Source organism: Nocardia iowensis (assembly GCF_019222765.1).
In the GTDB taxonomy this organism is placed as follows: domain Bacteria; phylum Actinomycetota; class Actinomycetes; order Mycobacteriales; family Mycobacteriaceae; genus Nocardia; species Nocardia iowensis.
Genome location: NZ_CP078145.1, coordinates 6,302,770 through 6,317,713, shown reverse-complemented (window position 1 = coordinate 6,317,713; position 14,944 = coordinate 6,302,770). Strand labels below are relative to the sequence as shown.

Genomic DNA, 14,944 nt, shown 5'->3' with positions numbered 1-14,944 from the left:
TATCTTCTAACCAGTTAAACCGATATAGACGGTTTACCTGTCGAGGAGGATCCCATGACCACTGTCGCCGCACCCCAGCTCGTCACCGGGCACATCGGCCTGAACGTCTCCGACCTGGACCGCTCGGTGGACTTCTACCGCCGCGCACTGGGTTTCGAGCAGCTTGCCGCGAGCTCCGACGGCGAGCAGAAGTGGGCGTTCCTCGGCGCGGACGGCAAGCTGCTGGTGACGCTGTGGCAGCAGAGCGCAGGCGGATTTTCTGCCGAAACACCAGGGCTGCACCATCTTTCGTTCCAGGTCGACACCATCGACCAGGTGCGGGCAGTGGAGGCGGCGCTGCGCGAACAGTCGGTGCCGTTCGTGTACGACGGCGTCGTCGCGCACGGTGAGGGCGTGGCCTCGGGTGGCATCTTCTTCGTCGACCCCGACGGCATCCGGCTCGAGGTCTACGCGCCGTCCGGTGCCGAGTGCGCGCCTGCGCCGACCGGCAGCGCGCCGACCTGTGGATTCTTCTGAGCCGCAGGTCTGTTGAACGGTCTGGCGGGGCCCTTCGCCCGAGCAGTTTTCGTGACAGGAGTATTGCGATGACGCCTTTCCACGCTGGCGAACTCGCCGTCCAACAGCGCATGGGTCAGGCGCAGATCGCCGACCGGGTCGGCCGGATGATCCGGGCCGACATCCCGGCCGTCGCCGCCGCTTTCCTGGCCGAGCAGCCGATGGTGGTGATCGCCGCCGCCGATGACTCGGGCAGACTGTGGGCGAGCGAACTGGCCGGGCCGCCGGGATTCGTGCACGCCATCGACGCGGACACCATCGCCGTTGACGCACTGCCCGCCACGGGAGATCCGTTGCGGGAAGCGCTGACCCGCCCGGCCCGGGTCGGCATGATCGCCCTGCAACCGCAGCGGCGCAGGCGGATGCGCGTCAACGGCGCCGCGACGGCGGTGGATGGCGGCTTGCTCATCGTCACCGACCAGGTCTATTCCAACTGCCCGAAGTACATCTCGCGCAGGCAGCTCGAGTCCTATCGGCCGGATGTCGAGCCGTCGCCCGCACAGCACGGCAACGAACTCGACGCACGCCAGCAGGCGGCAATCGCGGCGGCCGACGCGTTCTTCGTCGCCACCGGCGACCTCGAAGGGAACGCCGACGCCTCGCATCGAGGCGGGAATCCCGGTTTCCTCCAGGTGCTTTCGCCGACCCGGCTGCGCTGGCCCGACTATCGAGGCAACTCGATGTTCATGACACTCGGGAATATCGACGTGAATCCGCGCTGCGGCATCCTCGTCCCGGACTGGGCCACCGGCGCCACCCTCCAGCTCACCGGCACCGCCGAGTTGAACTGGGCGCCGGAGACTTTCGGCACCGGCGCGCAGTGCTCGATCGACTTCACCGTCACCGAGGTCGTCGAGCGTTCCGGCGCAGGCCCCCTGCGCTGGGGCGCGCCCGAACTTTCCCCCGTCAATCCCTGAGAGAGGAGTCGCTCGTGCGACCTCCAGTGCCACCGTTCGACCTCGAAACCGCCGAGGCGAAGGTGCTCGCCGCTGAAAATGCCTGGAATACCCGCGATCCCGACCGGGTGGCCGCGGCCTACACCGAGGACTCGGTGTGGCGTAACCGGGACGAGTTCTTCACCGGTCGCGCCGCGATCATCGAATTCCTCACCCGCAAATGGGCTTCGGAAAACGGCTACGCGCTCCGCAAGGATCTCTGGGCCTTCGAAGGTAACCGGATCGCGGTGCGCTTCCAGTACGAGTGGCACGACGAATCGGGCCAGTGGTGGCGCAGCTACGGCAACGAACAGTGGGAGTTCGCTCCCGACGGTCTGATGGCCCGCCGCGAGGCGAGCATCAACGACGTCCGCATCCCCGAATCCGCCCGTCGTATCTTCGGCGCGCGCGAGCCGGGGGACGATTCGATCCTGCCGCAGCAGTAGAACACGACGGCGCCGTCCGAAGCGGACGGCGCCGTCGTCGGGTGGGTCAGGCCGCGACGACCTCCCGCTCGGTCTTGCCGGATTCGATGAGGGGACTCCGGTGGTGGAACAGGCCGAAGGCAATCGAGCCGAACACGATGCCCACGACGGCGGCGACCGCGAGCGCCGCGTCCAGCCCGGCGACGAAGTGCGACAACGTCATCGGCTGATCCGCCTTCGCTACCCCGTGGAACACCGTGCCCAGCACCGCGACGCCGAGCGCGAGCCCGAGCTGCCGCGCTGTATTCACCGCGCCCGCCGCCGTGCCGGCCTGCTGCGGCGACACCGCGGCCATTCCCACGGACACGAGCGCGGGCGCGTTAACGCCGACACCCGCGCCAAGCACGACAAACCCGGGAACCAGTGCCACCCAGGACGATCCGGCGTCGATCATCGTGAGCAGCCCGGTGCCGATCCCGATCACCACCAGCCCCGCGCCGATCGTCCACTTCGGGGGAGCGTCGTGCATCAATCGCCCGAACACTCCGGCGACCAGGAATGCGGTGGCGGCCATGGGCAGCATGGCCAGACCGGCGTGCAGCGGCGTCATGTGCAACTGCTGCTGCAACCACAGCGAGACCAGCGGCGTGCTCGCGAAAGCCGCGAAGGTCTGTCCGCTCGCCCCGAGCAGCGTCGCCCCGAAATCGCGGTTGCGCAGCAGTGTCAGCGGAAACATCGGTGCGGCACTGCGGGATTCGACGATGGCGAAGAGGGCTACCGCGACTGCGCCGAGCATCAGCGCGGTCACCGCGCGACCGTCGGACCAGCTGTGCTCACCACCCCGAATGACGCCGTAGGTGAGCGCGGTCGCCGCGGTGGCGAACGCCAGCATGCCCGGCACATCCACGGCGCGGTCCGCACGGCGGGGCGACGCCGGAAACACACTGGCGGTCAACACGATTGCCAGCACCGCGATCGGCAGGTTGACGAAGAAGATCCACCGCCACGACAACAACTCGGTCAGCACGCCACCGAGTACCACGCCGATTCCCGCCGCCGCACCGGTCACCGCACCCCAGACGCCGAACGCGATCCCGCGATCCCGTCCGGTGTACGTCGAGTGCAGCAGCGACAGTGTGGTCGCGAACATGGCCGCCCCGCCGATGCCCTGAAGTACGCGCGCCGCAATGAGATTCGACGTGCTGTCGGCGATGCCGCAGCCGAGTGAGGCGAGGGCGAACAGGACGAGTCCCACCAGATAGGCGCGCTTCGCACCGACCCGGTCGGCGAGCGAACCGAGGACGAGCAGTAGCGCCGCCAAGGCCAACGCGTATCCGTCCACCACCCATTGCAGGCTGGACAGTCCGGCGTGCAGATCGGCGGCGATGTCGGGCAGCGCGACGTTCACGATGGTGACGTCGATGAGCAGCATCAGCGTGCCGAGGCACGCGGCGAACAGGGGGAGCCATTTCTTCAAGGGAGCCTCCATGGCGGATTCGAACGATATCGACGCCAAGCGTGCGGCAATCGAACGTATCTCCCTAGCCGGATGGTCTCCTACGTTAGATTCCTCCTATGCAGTCCGATGAATTCTCGGAATCCTCCGCGCTGGACATTCTCGACCGGCAGATCCTGCACGCGCTGGTGCACGACGCCCGGATCCCGTTCGCGAAACTCGGTGCCATTCTCGAGGTCTCCGAACAGACGGTGGCGCGCCGCTACCGCGCACTGCGCGAACGTGGCATCATGCACGTGTCCGGGCAGGTGAACGCGGTGCCGCTCGGGCACGCGCGCTGGGTGCTGCGGATCGAATCGACACCGGACAAGGCGCTGCGCTTGGCCGAATCATTGGCCCGTTTCCCGGATTTGAGCTGGGTCACGCTGCTGTCCACCGGCTCCGAGGTGACCTGCGTGAGCAGGCCGCGGTCCGTCGAACGCCGGGACGCGCTGCTGCTGCACACGCTGCCGAGGGCGAGTCAGGTGCGCGCGCTGACCGCGCACGAGGTGATGCACCGCTTCCCGGCCGATGAGGAATGGCCGCGCTACCGCCATCTTTTCACCGACCAGCAGCTGTGCGAGTTGGGTGCGCAGCGCGCGGGCTGCGAGTTGGGACACCAGTCGCGGCTGGAGAACACCGGACCGGATACGCCGTTGGACCTGACGGCCGAAGACGAGGTGATGCTCACCATGCTCGGGCGCGACGGCCGTGCGCCGTACGCGCAGATCGCGGCCGAAACCGGTTGGACCGCACCGCGAGTCGCGCGGCGGATGGCCGAGTTGGCACAGTCGGGCGTGCTCTACTTCGACCTCGACTTCGCGGTCGAGCGGATGGGCTACACCGCGCGGTCGGCGCTGTGGTTGCGGGTGCGTCCGTCCGATCTGCACGCGGTGGGGCAGGCGATGGCGACGCATCCGGAGGTGGTGTTCGTGGCCGCGACCACCGGACCGACCAATCTGATGGCGTCGGTCATCTGCCGCGACACGCCCCACCTCTACCGCTACATCACCGAACGGTTGGGCGCGCTGGACGGCATCACCGACCTCGAGGTGACACCCGCCCTCCGCGTGCTCAAACAGGCGCAGACGCTGCTGAACAGCGATCGGGTATCCCTGGTGCGTTGACTCAGGTCGATCACGAGTCTGGCCTAAATTTTCGGGGAGGCGGAACAGCGCGTCGCTTGACTCGAACATCTGTTCGTCTAGTCTTGGCGCCAGAACTTGTCGGTGCCGCCCTCTAATGTTGGCGCCAACCACAGCAGAGACTTACCCGTCGAAAAGGGGATCAGGACATGGCACCACAGGCGTACGACCGCGACAAGGCTCTCGAACTCGCACTGGCTCAGGTCGAGAAGAGCTTCGGCAAGGGCGCGGTCATGCGCCTCGGTGAAGAGGTACGTCAGCCGCTCGCGGTGATCCCCACCGGCTCCATCGCGCTGGACGTCGCGCTCGGCATCGGCGGTCTGCCGCGCGGCCGCATCGTCGAGGTCTACGGCCCGGAATCCTCGGGTAAGACCACCGTCGCGCTGCACGCGGTGGCCAATGCGCAGGCCGCGGGCGGTGTCGCGGCGTTCATCGACGCCGAGCACGCCCTCGACCCGGAATACGCCAAGAAGCTGGGTGTCGACACCGACGCCCTGCTCGTCTCGCAGCCGGACACCGGTGAGCAGGCGCTGGAAATCGCGGACATGCTGGTCCGTTCCGGTGCCATCGACATCATCGTCATCGACTCGGTGGCCGCCTTGGTGCCGCGCGCCGAGATCGAGGGCGAGATGGGTGACAGCCACGTCGGTCTGCAGGCCCGCCTGATGAGCCAGGCGCTGCGCAAGATGACCGGTGCGCTGAGCAATTCCAACACCACCGCCATCTTCATCAACCAGCTGCGCGAGAAGATCGGTGTGATGTTCGGTTCCCCCGAAACCACCACGGGTGGTAAGGCGTTGAAGTTCTACGCCTCGGTCCGCCTCGACGTGCGCCGCATCGAAACGCTCAAGGACGGCACCGACGCGGTCGGCAACCGCACCCGGGTGAAGGTCGTGAAGAACAAGGTCAGCCCGCCGTTCAAGCAGGCCGAGTTCGACATCCTCTACGGCCACGGCATCTCCAAGGAGGGCTCGCTCATCGACATGGGTGTCGAGCACGGCTTCGTCCGCAAGTCCGGCTCCTGGTACACCTACGAGGGCGATCAGCTCGGCCAGGGCAAGGAGAACGCCCGTAAGTTCTTGCTGGACAACGTCGACATCTGCAACGAGATCGAGAAGAAGATCAAGGAGAAGCTCGGCATCGGCGCCGACGTGACCGCGGATGCGGCCGCCGCCGAGGTCCCCGCTGATTTCTGATCCGATGAACGGTCGACGCTCGCCCCAGCCGCGCTGGACCGCGCCCGAAGAGTCGCGGTCCGAGCCGGTGCAGGAGATGCGACGCCGACTCCAAGAACTCCTGTCCGCCTCTGGTGCCTCCACCGATCCCACGGGATCCCGGCCCGGCGAACAGGACCCCGGACGAGTCCGGACGGCCGAAGGTGGTTCGGCCGAATCGGACACCATGGGAACTCGGTCGAGCGCGTCCGATCCGCAGCGGGCGCGTTCGACTGGGTCCTTCTCCGCGGCAGGGTCCCCCTCGACAGCAGGGTCCTTCTCCGCGGCAGAGTCCTTCGCGGCAGCAGAGTCCTTCGCAGCAGCAGAGCCTCGCCGTGGGCGGCGAAAGTCGTCCCGGCGCAAAGACTCCCAGTCGGCTGATTCCGCACCTTCCGACGGCCGATGGGCGGATCCGGTGGCGGCCGGATCCGAGCGGAGTGCGCGCTCCACGGAGCCCACACCGCCAGGTGGGACGGTCGAGCAGGCGAAAGAGGCGTGTCTTCGCCTGCTCGCCGTCCGCGCCCGCAGCCGCGCCGAACTTGCCCAACGCCTAGCGGCCAAGGGCTACACCCCCGACATCAGCGACCGCGCCCTGGACCGCCTCACCGAGGTCGGCCTCATCGATGACGCGGCCTTCGCCGAACAATGGGTCCACTCCCGGCACACCTTCTCCGGCAAAGGCAAACAAGCGCTGGCCCAAGAACTCCGGCGCAAAGGCGTAGCCCAAGCCGACGCCGCCCCCGCCCTGGACGCCATCACCGCCGACGACGAAGAATCCCGCGCCCGCGACCTGGTCCGCCGCAAACTCCGCAGCCTCCCCACCAACCTCGACCGCGACAAAACCATCCGCCGCCTGGTAGGTATGCTCGCCCGCCGAGGCTACAACCAGTCCGTGGCATACACCGTGGTGAAAACCGAACTGGCCCAAGCGGAAATCGACACGTCAAACCTCGACGACTCGATGGACTAGCTCACGGCAGCAGAGCGAAAGCCGCAGTGTGCCCCATTCGTCTTCGCCGACCGCATCAGCAGGAGCTGAGCACAGCGGGACGTCAGAACTGAGGTCTACAGGCCCGGGATGGAGGTGAAGACGGCTCCGGTGCTGTCCTGGCGGAAGTAGATGTCGTCCGGGGGGTTTCGGTAGGACTGGATTTTGGAGTCGGGGAGCCAGGTGTAGTCGACCAGGGTCAGTGACAGGGGGCCGGCGGGGGCGACGAGTTGTACGTCGATGCCTTCGGGCGGGGGTGCGTAGAACTGGAAGCCGGTTTTGGGCAGCGGGTTTATGTCTCGGCCCGCCACCCGCAGGGACTGGAAGGGGGTTTCGTAGCGCAGGGCGATGCTTGTGGCGCCGCGGGGTGAGCGTATTCGCAGATGTACGGTGCGTTGTCCCGAGTCGGTTGTGTCGGAGAGGATTTCGGCGGTCGGTGGGGCGAGTGTTTCGGCCGGGGCCGGGCCGCTGGCGACGACGGTGGGCCACAGTTGGGCAAATCGCTGGTCTGGCGCGGTGTCGCCGACGAGGTTGCGGGTCCAGCGGTCGGGGGCCTCCCGGGAGAGCCAGCGGGCCTCGTTCCGGTCGGCGTCGAGTGCGTAGACGAGTTGGGAAGTCAGGGGATGGCGATCGTCGAAGCGGTCCACGGCAAGGCCGACAGCCGCGAGGACGATGGCGAGGGCGAAGGCGACCGACGGGATCGCCCATCCGTGCCGGTTCGGCCACGAGTGGGGGAGGGTCAGCATGAGCAGACCGCCGAGCAGCACCACCGCGGGAGCGACCAGGAACGGGGCAGTGGTGATGCCGGTCTGCAGCACGGGCCAGGTTGCGCCGCCGAGGAATACCGCCGCCGGTACGAGAAAGACGGTGAGCACCGGCAACCGCCAACGATCGGGCACCGCGAACGTAGCCGCCACACCCACCGTCGCCGCGAAGGTGGGAACAACCAGCACGTGGGCGGCCGCTGGCGCGATGCCCGCGAGCACCGCGCCGAGCACCGCCATGCCGCACAGCAGCCCGGCCGCCGTGGCAGGCGTGCCGAACAACCGCCGCGCGATCGCATACCAGGTGGCGAGCACGGCGACGGACACTACGAGAATCGCTACGTAATAGAATTCCGGTCGGTAAGGATCGACGAAGAGGGGACGATACTCGGGCCGGATGGCCTTCACCGCCTCCCACAGCCCGTACACCGCACCGGTCGCGATCGGCGCCGCGACGACAGCCGTTGCGGCCGAACCGAGTACGCGCCGCAGGCTGGTCTCGCCCGCGCGCCGGAGCTGCCCGACGATCAAGGCCACGGCAACGACAGTGGCCACGGCGAGCGCGATGATCACCCACAGCGGCAGCACCACCAGAATGCCGAAAGGCAACTGGAAATACGCGCGATCGGCATCGTCGGACACCGTGAGGTCGGTGTCGCCGAGTTCTCGCACCATGGCGAGGCTGTTGTCGCCCATCTGCTGCACGGTCGCCAGATCGACGTGCGCGGGGTCGTCCAACCGGTTGTGGTAGTACGCACTTCGACCGGCATAGGCCCAGTCCAGCACCCGCAGCCCGCCCGGCTCGAACGAGGCGAAGTCGGTATTGCTCGACGTCTGCGCACCGGCCAAGGTGGTGGACAACGAGTCGGTGTTCGGATGCGGTGCGGCGTCCGCGACCGCACGGATCAGCGCGCCGTCGGGCCGGGTGGTCCGCCACAGCAACGGTGGGCCGCCCGCACCGCGCGCCTCGTGGTTGATGACCACGCCGGTGTCTCTGCCGTCCTTGCCCGCGGCGACAAAGGCTTCCGCGCCGAGCAGCCCGGTCTCCTCGGCGTCGGTCAGCAGGACGACCACGTCATTGCGCAACGCGGTGCCGCCGGCCCGTAGCGCGCGGACATCCTCCAGCACCGCCGCAACCCCGACCCCATCGTCATTCGCACCGGGCCCGGAGGCGACGGAATCGTAGTGTGCTGTGAGGAAAACCGTCCCGGTCGGATTCGTCCCGGGCAGCCGGGCAATGATGTTGGCGACCCGGCCGATCCCGAGCACATCGCGCTGCATCGCGGCGGGGTACCGGCCGATGCCCTCTTGAATCTCGGCCTGCAGGCCCAGTTTTCGCAATTCCGCGACGAGATGGTCGCGCACGCGGTCGTGTTCGGCGGTGCCGACCGGATGCGGCCGCTGCGCGATCTCCTCGACCACCCCGAACGCGCGTTCGGCACTGAAAACGTCGGCGGGCGCGGACTCCGGCCGATAGCCACGGGGCTGCTGATCCCACGCGGCCCCGAAAGCCACCGCCAGCAGAACAGCAAACGCCAGCAAACCAGAAAGTCGTCGTCCTACCCGCACGGACGCGATCGTAGTCGGCCGATCCGACTGACCGGTCGCGATCGAGGTCAGCGCCCGTTGCCGCGCACAGATTCTCGACCCGCACACGCATTTGCCAGCAGTTTCGTGCGCGTCGGCACAAATGGTGCGCGGGACCGGGGAAAGAAAAGACGCTGCGCTGGAACGGTATCCAGCGCAGCGTCGATTCGAACGGTTACTTCTTGCCGGTGATGTCCATTCCGGGGGCGGCGTCGGTGAGGATGGAGTCGGCCGCTACCACGGCGCCACCCTTGCCCTTCTTGCGGGCGCGCAGTCGTCCCTCCAGCTTGGTCGCCACGAACGTCAGGGCGCTGTTCAGCGCGATCATGACGAGTGCGATGACCATCAGGGCGGGAATGGTGTTCTGCTCGGCCGCACCGAGCTGCTGGCCGGAGCGCACGATCTCGGTGTAGGTGATCTGGTAGCCGAGCGCCGAATCCTTCAGCGCGACGACCATTTGCGAGACCAGCGCGGGCAGCATGGCGGTGATCGCCTGCGGCAACAGGATCAGCCGCATCAGCTGGCTCTTCCGCATGCCCAGCGCGACCGCTGCCTCGGTCTGCCCCTTGGGCAGCGAACGGATACCCGCGCGCACGATCTCGGCGATGACCGAACCGTTGTAGACCGTCAGCGCGATCACGACCGCGGCCAGCGCCAGGTCTTCGGACTGGAAGACCCGGTTCTTGGAGAACACCGCGAACAGGAAGATCATCAGGATCAGCACCGGAATGGCCCGCGCCACCTCGACGACCGCACCCGCGATCCACCGCACCGGCCGATGATCCGACATCCGCAGAATGCCGAAGACCATGCCGATCACGAGGGCGAACACGATCGACAGCAGCGCCGCGACGACGGTGCCCTTCAGACCGGGTAGCAAATAGGTCTGCCAGACCTCGCCGTCGAGGAACGGCTTCCACTTCTCCGCGGTGAATTGTCCCTTGTCGGCGAAGCCGCTGTACAACACCCACAGCAACGCCGCGACGGCGGCGACAACGATGACCGAGTAGAAGTGGTGCCGAAGACGTCCGCGTGGGCCGGGTGCGTCGAACAGCACCGAAGGCGCAGCACTCATGACTCCACCTCGCTGACGCTCGGTTCCGTCATGACTGCTGGGACAGCCGTGTCTAGTGTTCGCTCGCTGCGCTCCCTCATCGGGCGACCTCGAATCGCTTGGCGAGCCAGCCGAAGAACAGGCCGGTCGGCAGGGTCAGGACGACGAATCCGAGGGCGAAGATGGCACCGACGGCGACCACGGCTGCCTCGTTCTCGTTGATGTTCGCCATCAGGAACGCGGCCTCGACCACGCCGATGGCGGAGGCGATCGTGGTGTTCTTGGTCAGCGCGATCAGCACGCTGCCCAGCGGGGCGATGACGGAACGGAAGGCCTGCGGCAGCACGATGAGCCGCAGATTCTGGGCGAAGGTCAAACCGAGCGACCGGCCCGCCTCCGACTGGCCCATGGCCACGGTGTTGATACCGGATCGCAGCGATTCACAGACGAACGCCGCGGTGTAGATGCTGAGGCCGACGATGGCGTAGCGGAAGTTGTTCTCCGCGACCGAGTTCGGTCCCTCACCGGCCAGTCGCCAGCCCATGGTGGTGTAGAGGCCGAGCGACATGAACACGATGATCAGCGTGAGCGGGGTATTGCGGAAGATGGTGACGTAGGCGGTGCCGACCGCACGGGCGATCGGAACCGGGGACACGCGCAACGCGGCGACGAAAGTGCCCAGGATCAGCGCCCCGACCGCCGACAAGACGGTCAGTTTGATGGTCACCCAGAAGGCGTCGAGGATTTGGTCGTCATACCTCGAGATCAGGTCGAACACGGCGTACGCGTCCCTCCCATCGGGTCTCGATTCTCAGGGGAAAATGTGGAGGTGGTCCGGCCCTGTGGGGCCGGACCACCGTGCGAGGCACAAGCTCAGTACCGGTTGACCTTCGGCGGCTCCGGTGCCTGGTAGCCGGACGCGCCGACGGTCGAGTCGAACGCCTTCTTCCAGGACTGGTCGGCGATCATCGCCTCGATCGCGTCGTTGACCTTGTCGCGGAGTTCCTTGTCGCCCTTCTTCAGGCCGATGCCGTAGTTCTCCGTGGTGAACGGCTTGCCGACGACCTTGAACGCGCCGGTGCTCTGGGCGGCGTAACCGGCGAGGATGATGTCGTCGGTGGTCACCGCGTCCCACGAACCCGCGCGCAGGCCCTCGAGGCACAGCGAGTAGGTGTCATTGGCCTGCAGCTGGGTGTCCTTGAAGTTCTTTTCGATGTTCTGGGCGGGGGTGGAGCCCTTCACCGAGCAGACCTTCTTGCCCTTGAGGCTGTCCGGGCCGGTGATGTCGGTGTTGTCGGCGCGGACCAGCAGCGACTGGCCTGCGATGTAGTACGGGCCCGCGAAGTCGACCTTCTGCTTGCGTGCGTCGTTGATCGAGTAGGTCGCCACGATGTAGTCCACCTGACCGTTTTCGATCAGCGTCTCGCGCTGGCCGGACGGGGACTCCTTCCAGGTGATGCCCTCCGGCTTCACCCCGAGCTTTTCCGCCACATACTTGCCGACCTCGACGTCGAAGCCGCTGTAGGAGCCGTCCTTGTTGCGCAGCCCGAGGCCCGGCTGGTCGAACTTGATGCCGATGGTGAGCTTGCCGTCCTTGGCGTTGTCCAAGGCGGACTTGCTGTCACCGCCGCCACACGCGGTGGCGGTTGCGGCGGCGAGTGTCAGAGCGATCGCTCCGACACCGAGTCGCAGGGCACGGTTGATCCTCATCGAGTTTCCTTCTCCCTCTAGTGGGTTTGTTGGCCGTGGTCGTTGCACAGCGGGTCGATCTGACGTTTCAGTGGCTCAATATCTTGCCGAGGAAGTCCTTCGCACGGTCGGACTTCGGTGCGGTGAAGAACACCTCCGGCTCCGCGTCCTCGACGATCTGCCCGTCCGCCATGAACAGGACCCGGTTCGCCGCGCGGCGGGCGAAACCCATTTCGTGGGTGACGACCAGCATGGTCATCCCATCCTTGGCCAGCGAGACCATCACGTCGAGCACCTCCTGGACCATCTCCGGGTCCAGCGCCGAGGTCGGCTCGTCGAACAGCATCACCTTGGGGTTCATCGCGAGCGCGCGGGCGATGGCGACGCGCTGCTGCTGGCCACCGGACAGCTGGGCCGGGTACTTGTCGGCCTGGTTGGCGATGCCGACCCGGTCGAGCAGTTCCATCGCGTGCTTGTGCGCCGCGTCTTTCTTGATTTTGCGAACCTTGATCGGCGCGAGCATGACGTTCTCGACGATCGTCTTGTGCGCGAACAGGTTGAACGACTGGAACACCATGCCGACATCGGCGCGCAGCGCGGCGAGTCCGCGGCCCTCGGCGGGTAGCGGGACACCATCGATGGCGATGTCACCAGAGTCGATGGGTTCCAGGCGGTTGATGGTGCGGCACAGCGTCGACTTCCCGGAACCCGAGGGTCCGAGAACAATGACTACCTGTCCTTTGGGAACTTCGAGGTCGATATCGCGCAGTACGTGCAGTTCACCGAAGTGCTTTTGCACATTGCGCATCGAGATCATCGGCGCGCTGGTGGCGGCGCTGGCGTCCCCGGTTGAAGCGTCCCCCGTTGTATCGGGCGCGGCGGCGTCGTCGGTCATGGTCAAAGACCTTAAGGGGAAAACACGGATTTGCCCGAGTTTCCGCGACACACCGTCACGCCGCGCCGAAAAGACACGTCTCGGTAATACGTCCGATGAATGCCTTCGGCGCGGTCCGCGGGGTGGCCGGGGGATAGGTGGAACGGTGTCACGTGACCGGCCGGTGCGGCGCCCGTTGCCTGCGCCGATGCCCCCGAAACCCGCTTTGCGCGTCCCCGTACCCTGGACGCGTGGATTCGATCGGAGACGCAGCGTCGCGAAGCGACTCGATAAGGGGCGGTGGTCGGGCGACGGGCGGGCCAGTGTTGACTCCCACCCAACTTCCCGCTGAAGGCATGCGCAGCTACGAGGTCCGCACCTTCGGTTGCCAGATGAACGTGCACGATTCCGAACGCTTGTCCGGACTCCTGGAGGACGCGGGTTACGTGAAGGCCGCGCCGGGGGCGACGGCCGACCTGGTCGTCCTCAATACCTGCGCGGTGCGCGAGAACGCCGACAACAAGCTCTACGGCACCCTCGGCCATCTGGCGTCGATCAAGGCCGACCAGCCCGGCATGCAGATCGCCGTCGGCGGCTGCCTGGCGCAGAAGGACCGCGGCGTCGTGGTGCGCAAGGCGCCGTGGGTGGACGTGGTGTTCGGCACGCACAACATCGGCTCGCTGCCGGTGCTGCTGGAACGGGCGCGGCACAATGCCGAGGCGCAGGTGGAGATCCTGGAATCGCTGGAGGCGTTCCCGTCGAGCCTGCCCGCCAAGCGCGAGTCCGCGTACTCGGGCTGGGTGTCGATCTCGGTGGGCTGCAACAACACCTGCACCTTCTGCATCGTGCCGTCGCTGCGCGGCAAGGAGGTCGACCGCCGCCCCGGTGACGTGCTCGCCGAGGTGCAGGCGCTGGTCGACCAGGGCGTGCTGGAGGTGACGCTGCTCGGGCAGAACGTGAACGCCTACGGCGCCTCGTTCGCCGACCCGGACGAGGCGCGCGACCGCGGCGCGTTCGCCAAGCTGCTGCGCGCGTGCGGCGGCATCGACGGACTGGAGCGGGTGCGCTTCACCTCCCCGCACCCGGCCGAGTTCACCGACGACGTGATCGAGGCGATGGCCGAGACCCCGAACATCTGCCCGCAGCTGCACATGCCGCTGCAGTCCGGCTCGGACAAGGTGCTCAAGGCGATGCGCCGCTCCTACCGCAAGGCGCGCTACCTGGGCATCATCGAAAAGGTCCGGGCCGCCATGCCGCACGCGGCGATCACCACCGACATCATTGTCGGGTTCCCCGGGGAAACCGAGGAGGACTTCCAGGAGACCCTGGACGTGGTCCGCCAGGCTCGGTTCACCAGCGCCTACACCTTCCAGTACTCCAAGCGGCCGGGCACGCCCGCCGCGGACATGCCCGATCAGCTGCCGAAAGCCGTTGTGCAGGAACGTTATGAGCGGCTCATCGCGTTGCAGGAGGAAGTTTCGCTCGACGCGAACCTGGCGCTCATCGGCACCGAGGTCGAACTGCTGGTCGCCGACGGCGCGGGCAAGAAGAACGCCGCCACCGCGCGCATGAGCGGTCGCGCCCGCGATGGCAGGCTGGTGCACTTCCGGCCGGGCGGCACCGCCGAGTCGATCCGCCCCGGCGACATCATCACCGTCGATATCACCGAGGCGGCACCGCATCATTTGATCGCCGACGCCCCGATCAAGTCGCACCGCCGCACCGCCGCCGGTGATGCGCACGAACGCGGCATCACACCGAAGACCGAACCCATCGGCGTCGGGCTGGGGCTGCCCCGGATCGGCGCTCCCGCACCGGAACCGGTCGCGGCCGCGGGCTGTTCGACCGGTTGCGGCGCGTGAGGGAGTGCGGCGAACGGATCGGATTGCAGCGGCCTCGGGTATGCCGGGACCGAATGTCGGCGATGAACGAACCGATCGCCGGTACCGTTGTCCTGATCAGCGCGAGCAGCGAGGCGGAGTCGTGACCGAGCGCAGCGTTAGCGAGGTGGAGTCGTGAGCGAGCGTCAGCGAGTGAACCGAGGACGCAGCGCGCCACTGCGCACGACGGAGCCGAGCGTTAGCGAGGTGGAGTCGTGAGCAGCGGACCGGGCGAAGAACGTGACGAGGCGCGTGGCGCTGGGGGAGCGGACTCCACGCCCGATCGTGCCGGGCAACCGGTAGAACCTACTACCGGCGGTAGTGGGTCGACTGATCCGA

13 protein-coding genes are annotated in these 14,944 nt (G+C 67.1%); 7 read left to right on the top strand and 6 right to left on the bottom strand.

The features are described 5' to 3' along the window. The first annotated feature begins 54 nt into the window (after nucleotides 1-54). The 3 genes from KV110_RS29065 (at nucleotide 55) to KV110_RS29055 (ending at nucleotide 1,936) form a co-directional block, all read left to right on the top strand. Nucleotides 55-516 (top strand): VOC family protein, encoded by a 462-nt coding sequence (locus KV110_RS29065; RefSeq protein WP_218470404.1) that lies wholly within the window; start codon nucleotides 55-57, stop codon nucleotides 514-516. A 68-nt stretch (nucleotides 517-584) separates the two neighbouring features. Continuing rightward, a complete protein-coding gene (locus KV110_RS29060; protein ID WP_218470403.1) occupies nucleotides 585-1,472 on the top strand; it encodes a pyridoxamine 5'-phosphate oxidase family protein in 888 nt (295 codons plus the stop codon). 14 nt (nucleotides 1,473-1,486) lie between these two features. Further along, entirely contained in the window at nucleotides 1,487-1,936 is a 450-nt protein-coding gene (locus KV110_RS29055) for a nuclear transport factor 2 family protein (protein WP_218470402.1), read from the top strand. 46 nt (nucleotides 1,937-1,982) lie between these two features. Here KV110_RS29055 and KV110_RS29050 read toward each other — a convergent pair whose 3' ends face one another. Beyond that, nucleotides 1,983-3,392 (bottom strand): MFS transporter, encoded by a 1,410-nt coding sequence (locus KV110_RS29050; RefSeq protein WP_246634052.1) that lies wholly within the window; start codon nucleotides 3,390-3,392, stop codon nucleotides 1,983-1,985. A gap of 98 nt (nucleotides 3,393-3,490) precedes the next feature. On the opposite strand from KV110_RS29050, the gene KV110_RS29045 reads away from it, so the two are divergent. The 3 genes from KV110_RS29045 (at nucleotide 3,491) to recX (ending at nucleotide 6,739) form a co-directional block, all read left to right on the top strand. After that, entirely contained in the window at nucleotides 3,491-4,537 is a 1,047-nt protein-coding gene (locus tag KV110_RS29045; RefSeq protein ID WP_218470400.1) for an Lrp/AsnC family transcriptional regulator, read from the top strand. 167 nt (nucleotides 4,538-4,704) lie between these two features. After that, nucleotides 4,705-5,751 carry a recombinase RecA gene (gene recA / locus KV110_RS29040; protein WP_218470399.1) on the top strand — a complete coding sequence of 349 codons (1,047 nt, stop codon included), beginning with the start codon at nucleotides 4,705-4,707 and terminating at the stop codon, nucleotides 5,749-5,751. 433 nt (nucleotides 5,752-6,184) lie between these two features. Further along, nucleotides 6,185-6,739: a recombination regulator RecX gene (gene recX / locus KV110_RS29035; RefSeq protein WP_218470398.1), complete on the top strand. Its 555-nt coding sequence runs from the start codon at nucleotides 6,185-6,187 to the stop codon at nucleotides 6,737-6,739. 95 nt (nucleotides 6,740-6,834) lie between these two features. On the opposite strand, the gene KV110_RS29030 is transcribed toward recX, so the two are convergent. From KV110_RS29030 to gluA, 5 genes are all read right to left on the bottom strand, one after another. Next, entirely contained in the window at nucleotides 6,835-9,090 is a 2,256-nt protein-coding gene (locus KV110_RS29030) for a M20/M25/M40 family metallo-hydrolase (RefSeq protein ID WP_218470397.1), read from the bottom strand. 193 nt (nucleotides 9,091-9,283) lie between these two features. Then, a complete protein-coding gene (locus KV110_RS29025; protein ID WP_218470396.1) occupies nucleotides 9,284-10,183 on the bottom strand; it encodes an amino acid ABC transporter permease in 900 nt (299 codons plus the stop codon). A gap of 76 nt (nucleotides 10,184-10,259) precedes the next feature. Continuing rightward, nucleotides 10,260-10,940, bottom strand: coding sequence for an amino acid ABC transporter permease (locus KV110_RS29020; RefSeq protein WP_218470395.1), 681 nt, complete (start codon nucleotides 10,938-10,940; stop codon nucleotides 10,260-10,262). 95 nt (nucleotides 10,941-11,035) lie between these two features. Continuing rightward, nucleotides 11,036-11,872 (bottom strand): glutamate ABC transporter substrate-binding protein, encoded by an 837-nt coding sequence (locus tag KV110_RS29015; protein ID WP_218470394.1) that lies wholly within the window; start codon nucleotides 11,870-11,872, stop codon nucleotides 11,036-11,038. A gap of 67 nt (nucleotides 11,873-11,939) precedes the next feature. Beyond that, on the bottom strand, nucleotides 11,940-12,668 hold the full coding sequence (gene gluA, locus KV110_RS29010; protein WP_218479024.1) for a glutamate ABC transporter ATP-binding protein GluA: 729 nt from the start codon (nucleotides 12,666-12,668) through the stop codon (nucleotides 11,940-11,942). 413 nt (nucleotides 12,669-13,081) lie between these two features. Here gluA and miaB point away from each other — a divergent pair, with 413 nt between their 5' ends. Beyond that, entirely contained in the window at nucleotides 13,082-14,587 is a 1,506-nt protein-coding gene (miaB, locus tag KV110_RS29005; protein ID WP_218470393.1) for a tRNA (N6-isopentenyl adenosine(37)-C2)-methylthiotransferase MiaB, read from the top strand. Nucleotides 14,588-14,944: the final 357 nt, after the last annotated feature.

Coding starts and splice junctions, on each gene's coding strand:
- KV110_RS29065 (WP_218470404.1), top strand. CDS start 55: ATGACCACTGTCGCCGCACCCCAGCTCGTCACCGGGCACATCGGCCTG.
- KV110_RS29060 (WP_218470403.1), top strand. CDS start 585: ATGACGCCTTTCCACGCTGGCGAACTCGCCGTCCAACAGCGCATGGGT.
- KV110_RS29045 (WP_218470400.1), top strand. CDS start 3,491: ATGCAGTCCGATGAATTCTCGGAATCCTCCGCGCTGGACATTCTCGAC.
- recA (WP_218470399.1), top strand. CDS start 4,705: ATGGCACCACAGGCGTACGACCGCGACAAGGCTCTCGAACTCGCACTG.
- KV110_RS29025 (WP_218470396.1), bottom strand. CDS start 10,183: ATGAGTGCTGCGCCTTCGGTGCTGTTCGACGCACCCGGCCCACGCGGA.
- KV110_RS29015 (WP_218470394.1), bottom strand. CDS start 11,872: ATGAGGATCAACCGTGCCCTGCGACTCGGTGTCGGAGCGATCGCTCTG.
- gluA (WP_218479024.1), bottom strand. CDS start 12,668: ATGATCTCGATGCGCAATGTGCAAAAGCACTTCGGTGAACTGCACGTA.
- miaB (WP_218470393.1), top strand. CDS start 13,082: ATGCGCAGCTACGAGGTCCGCACCTTCGGTTGCCAGATGAACGTGCAC.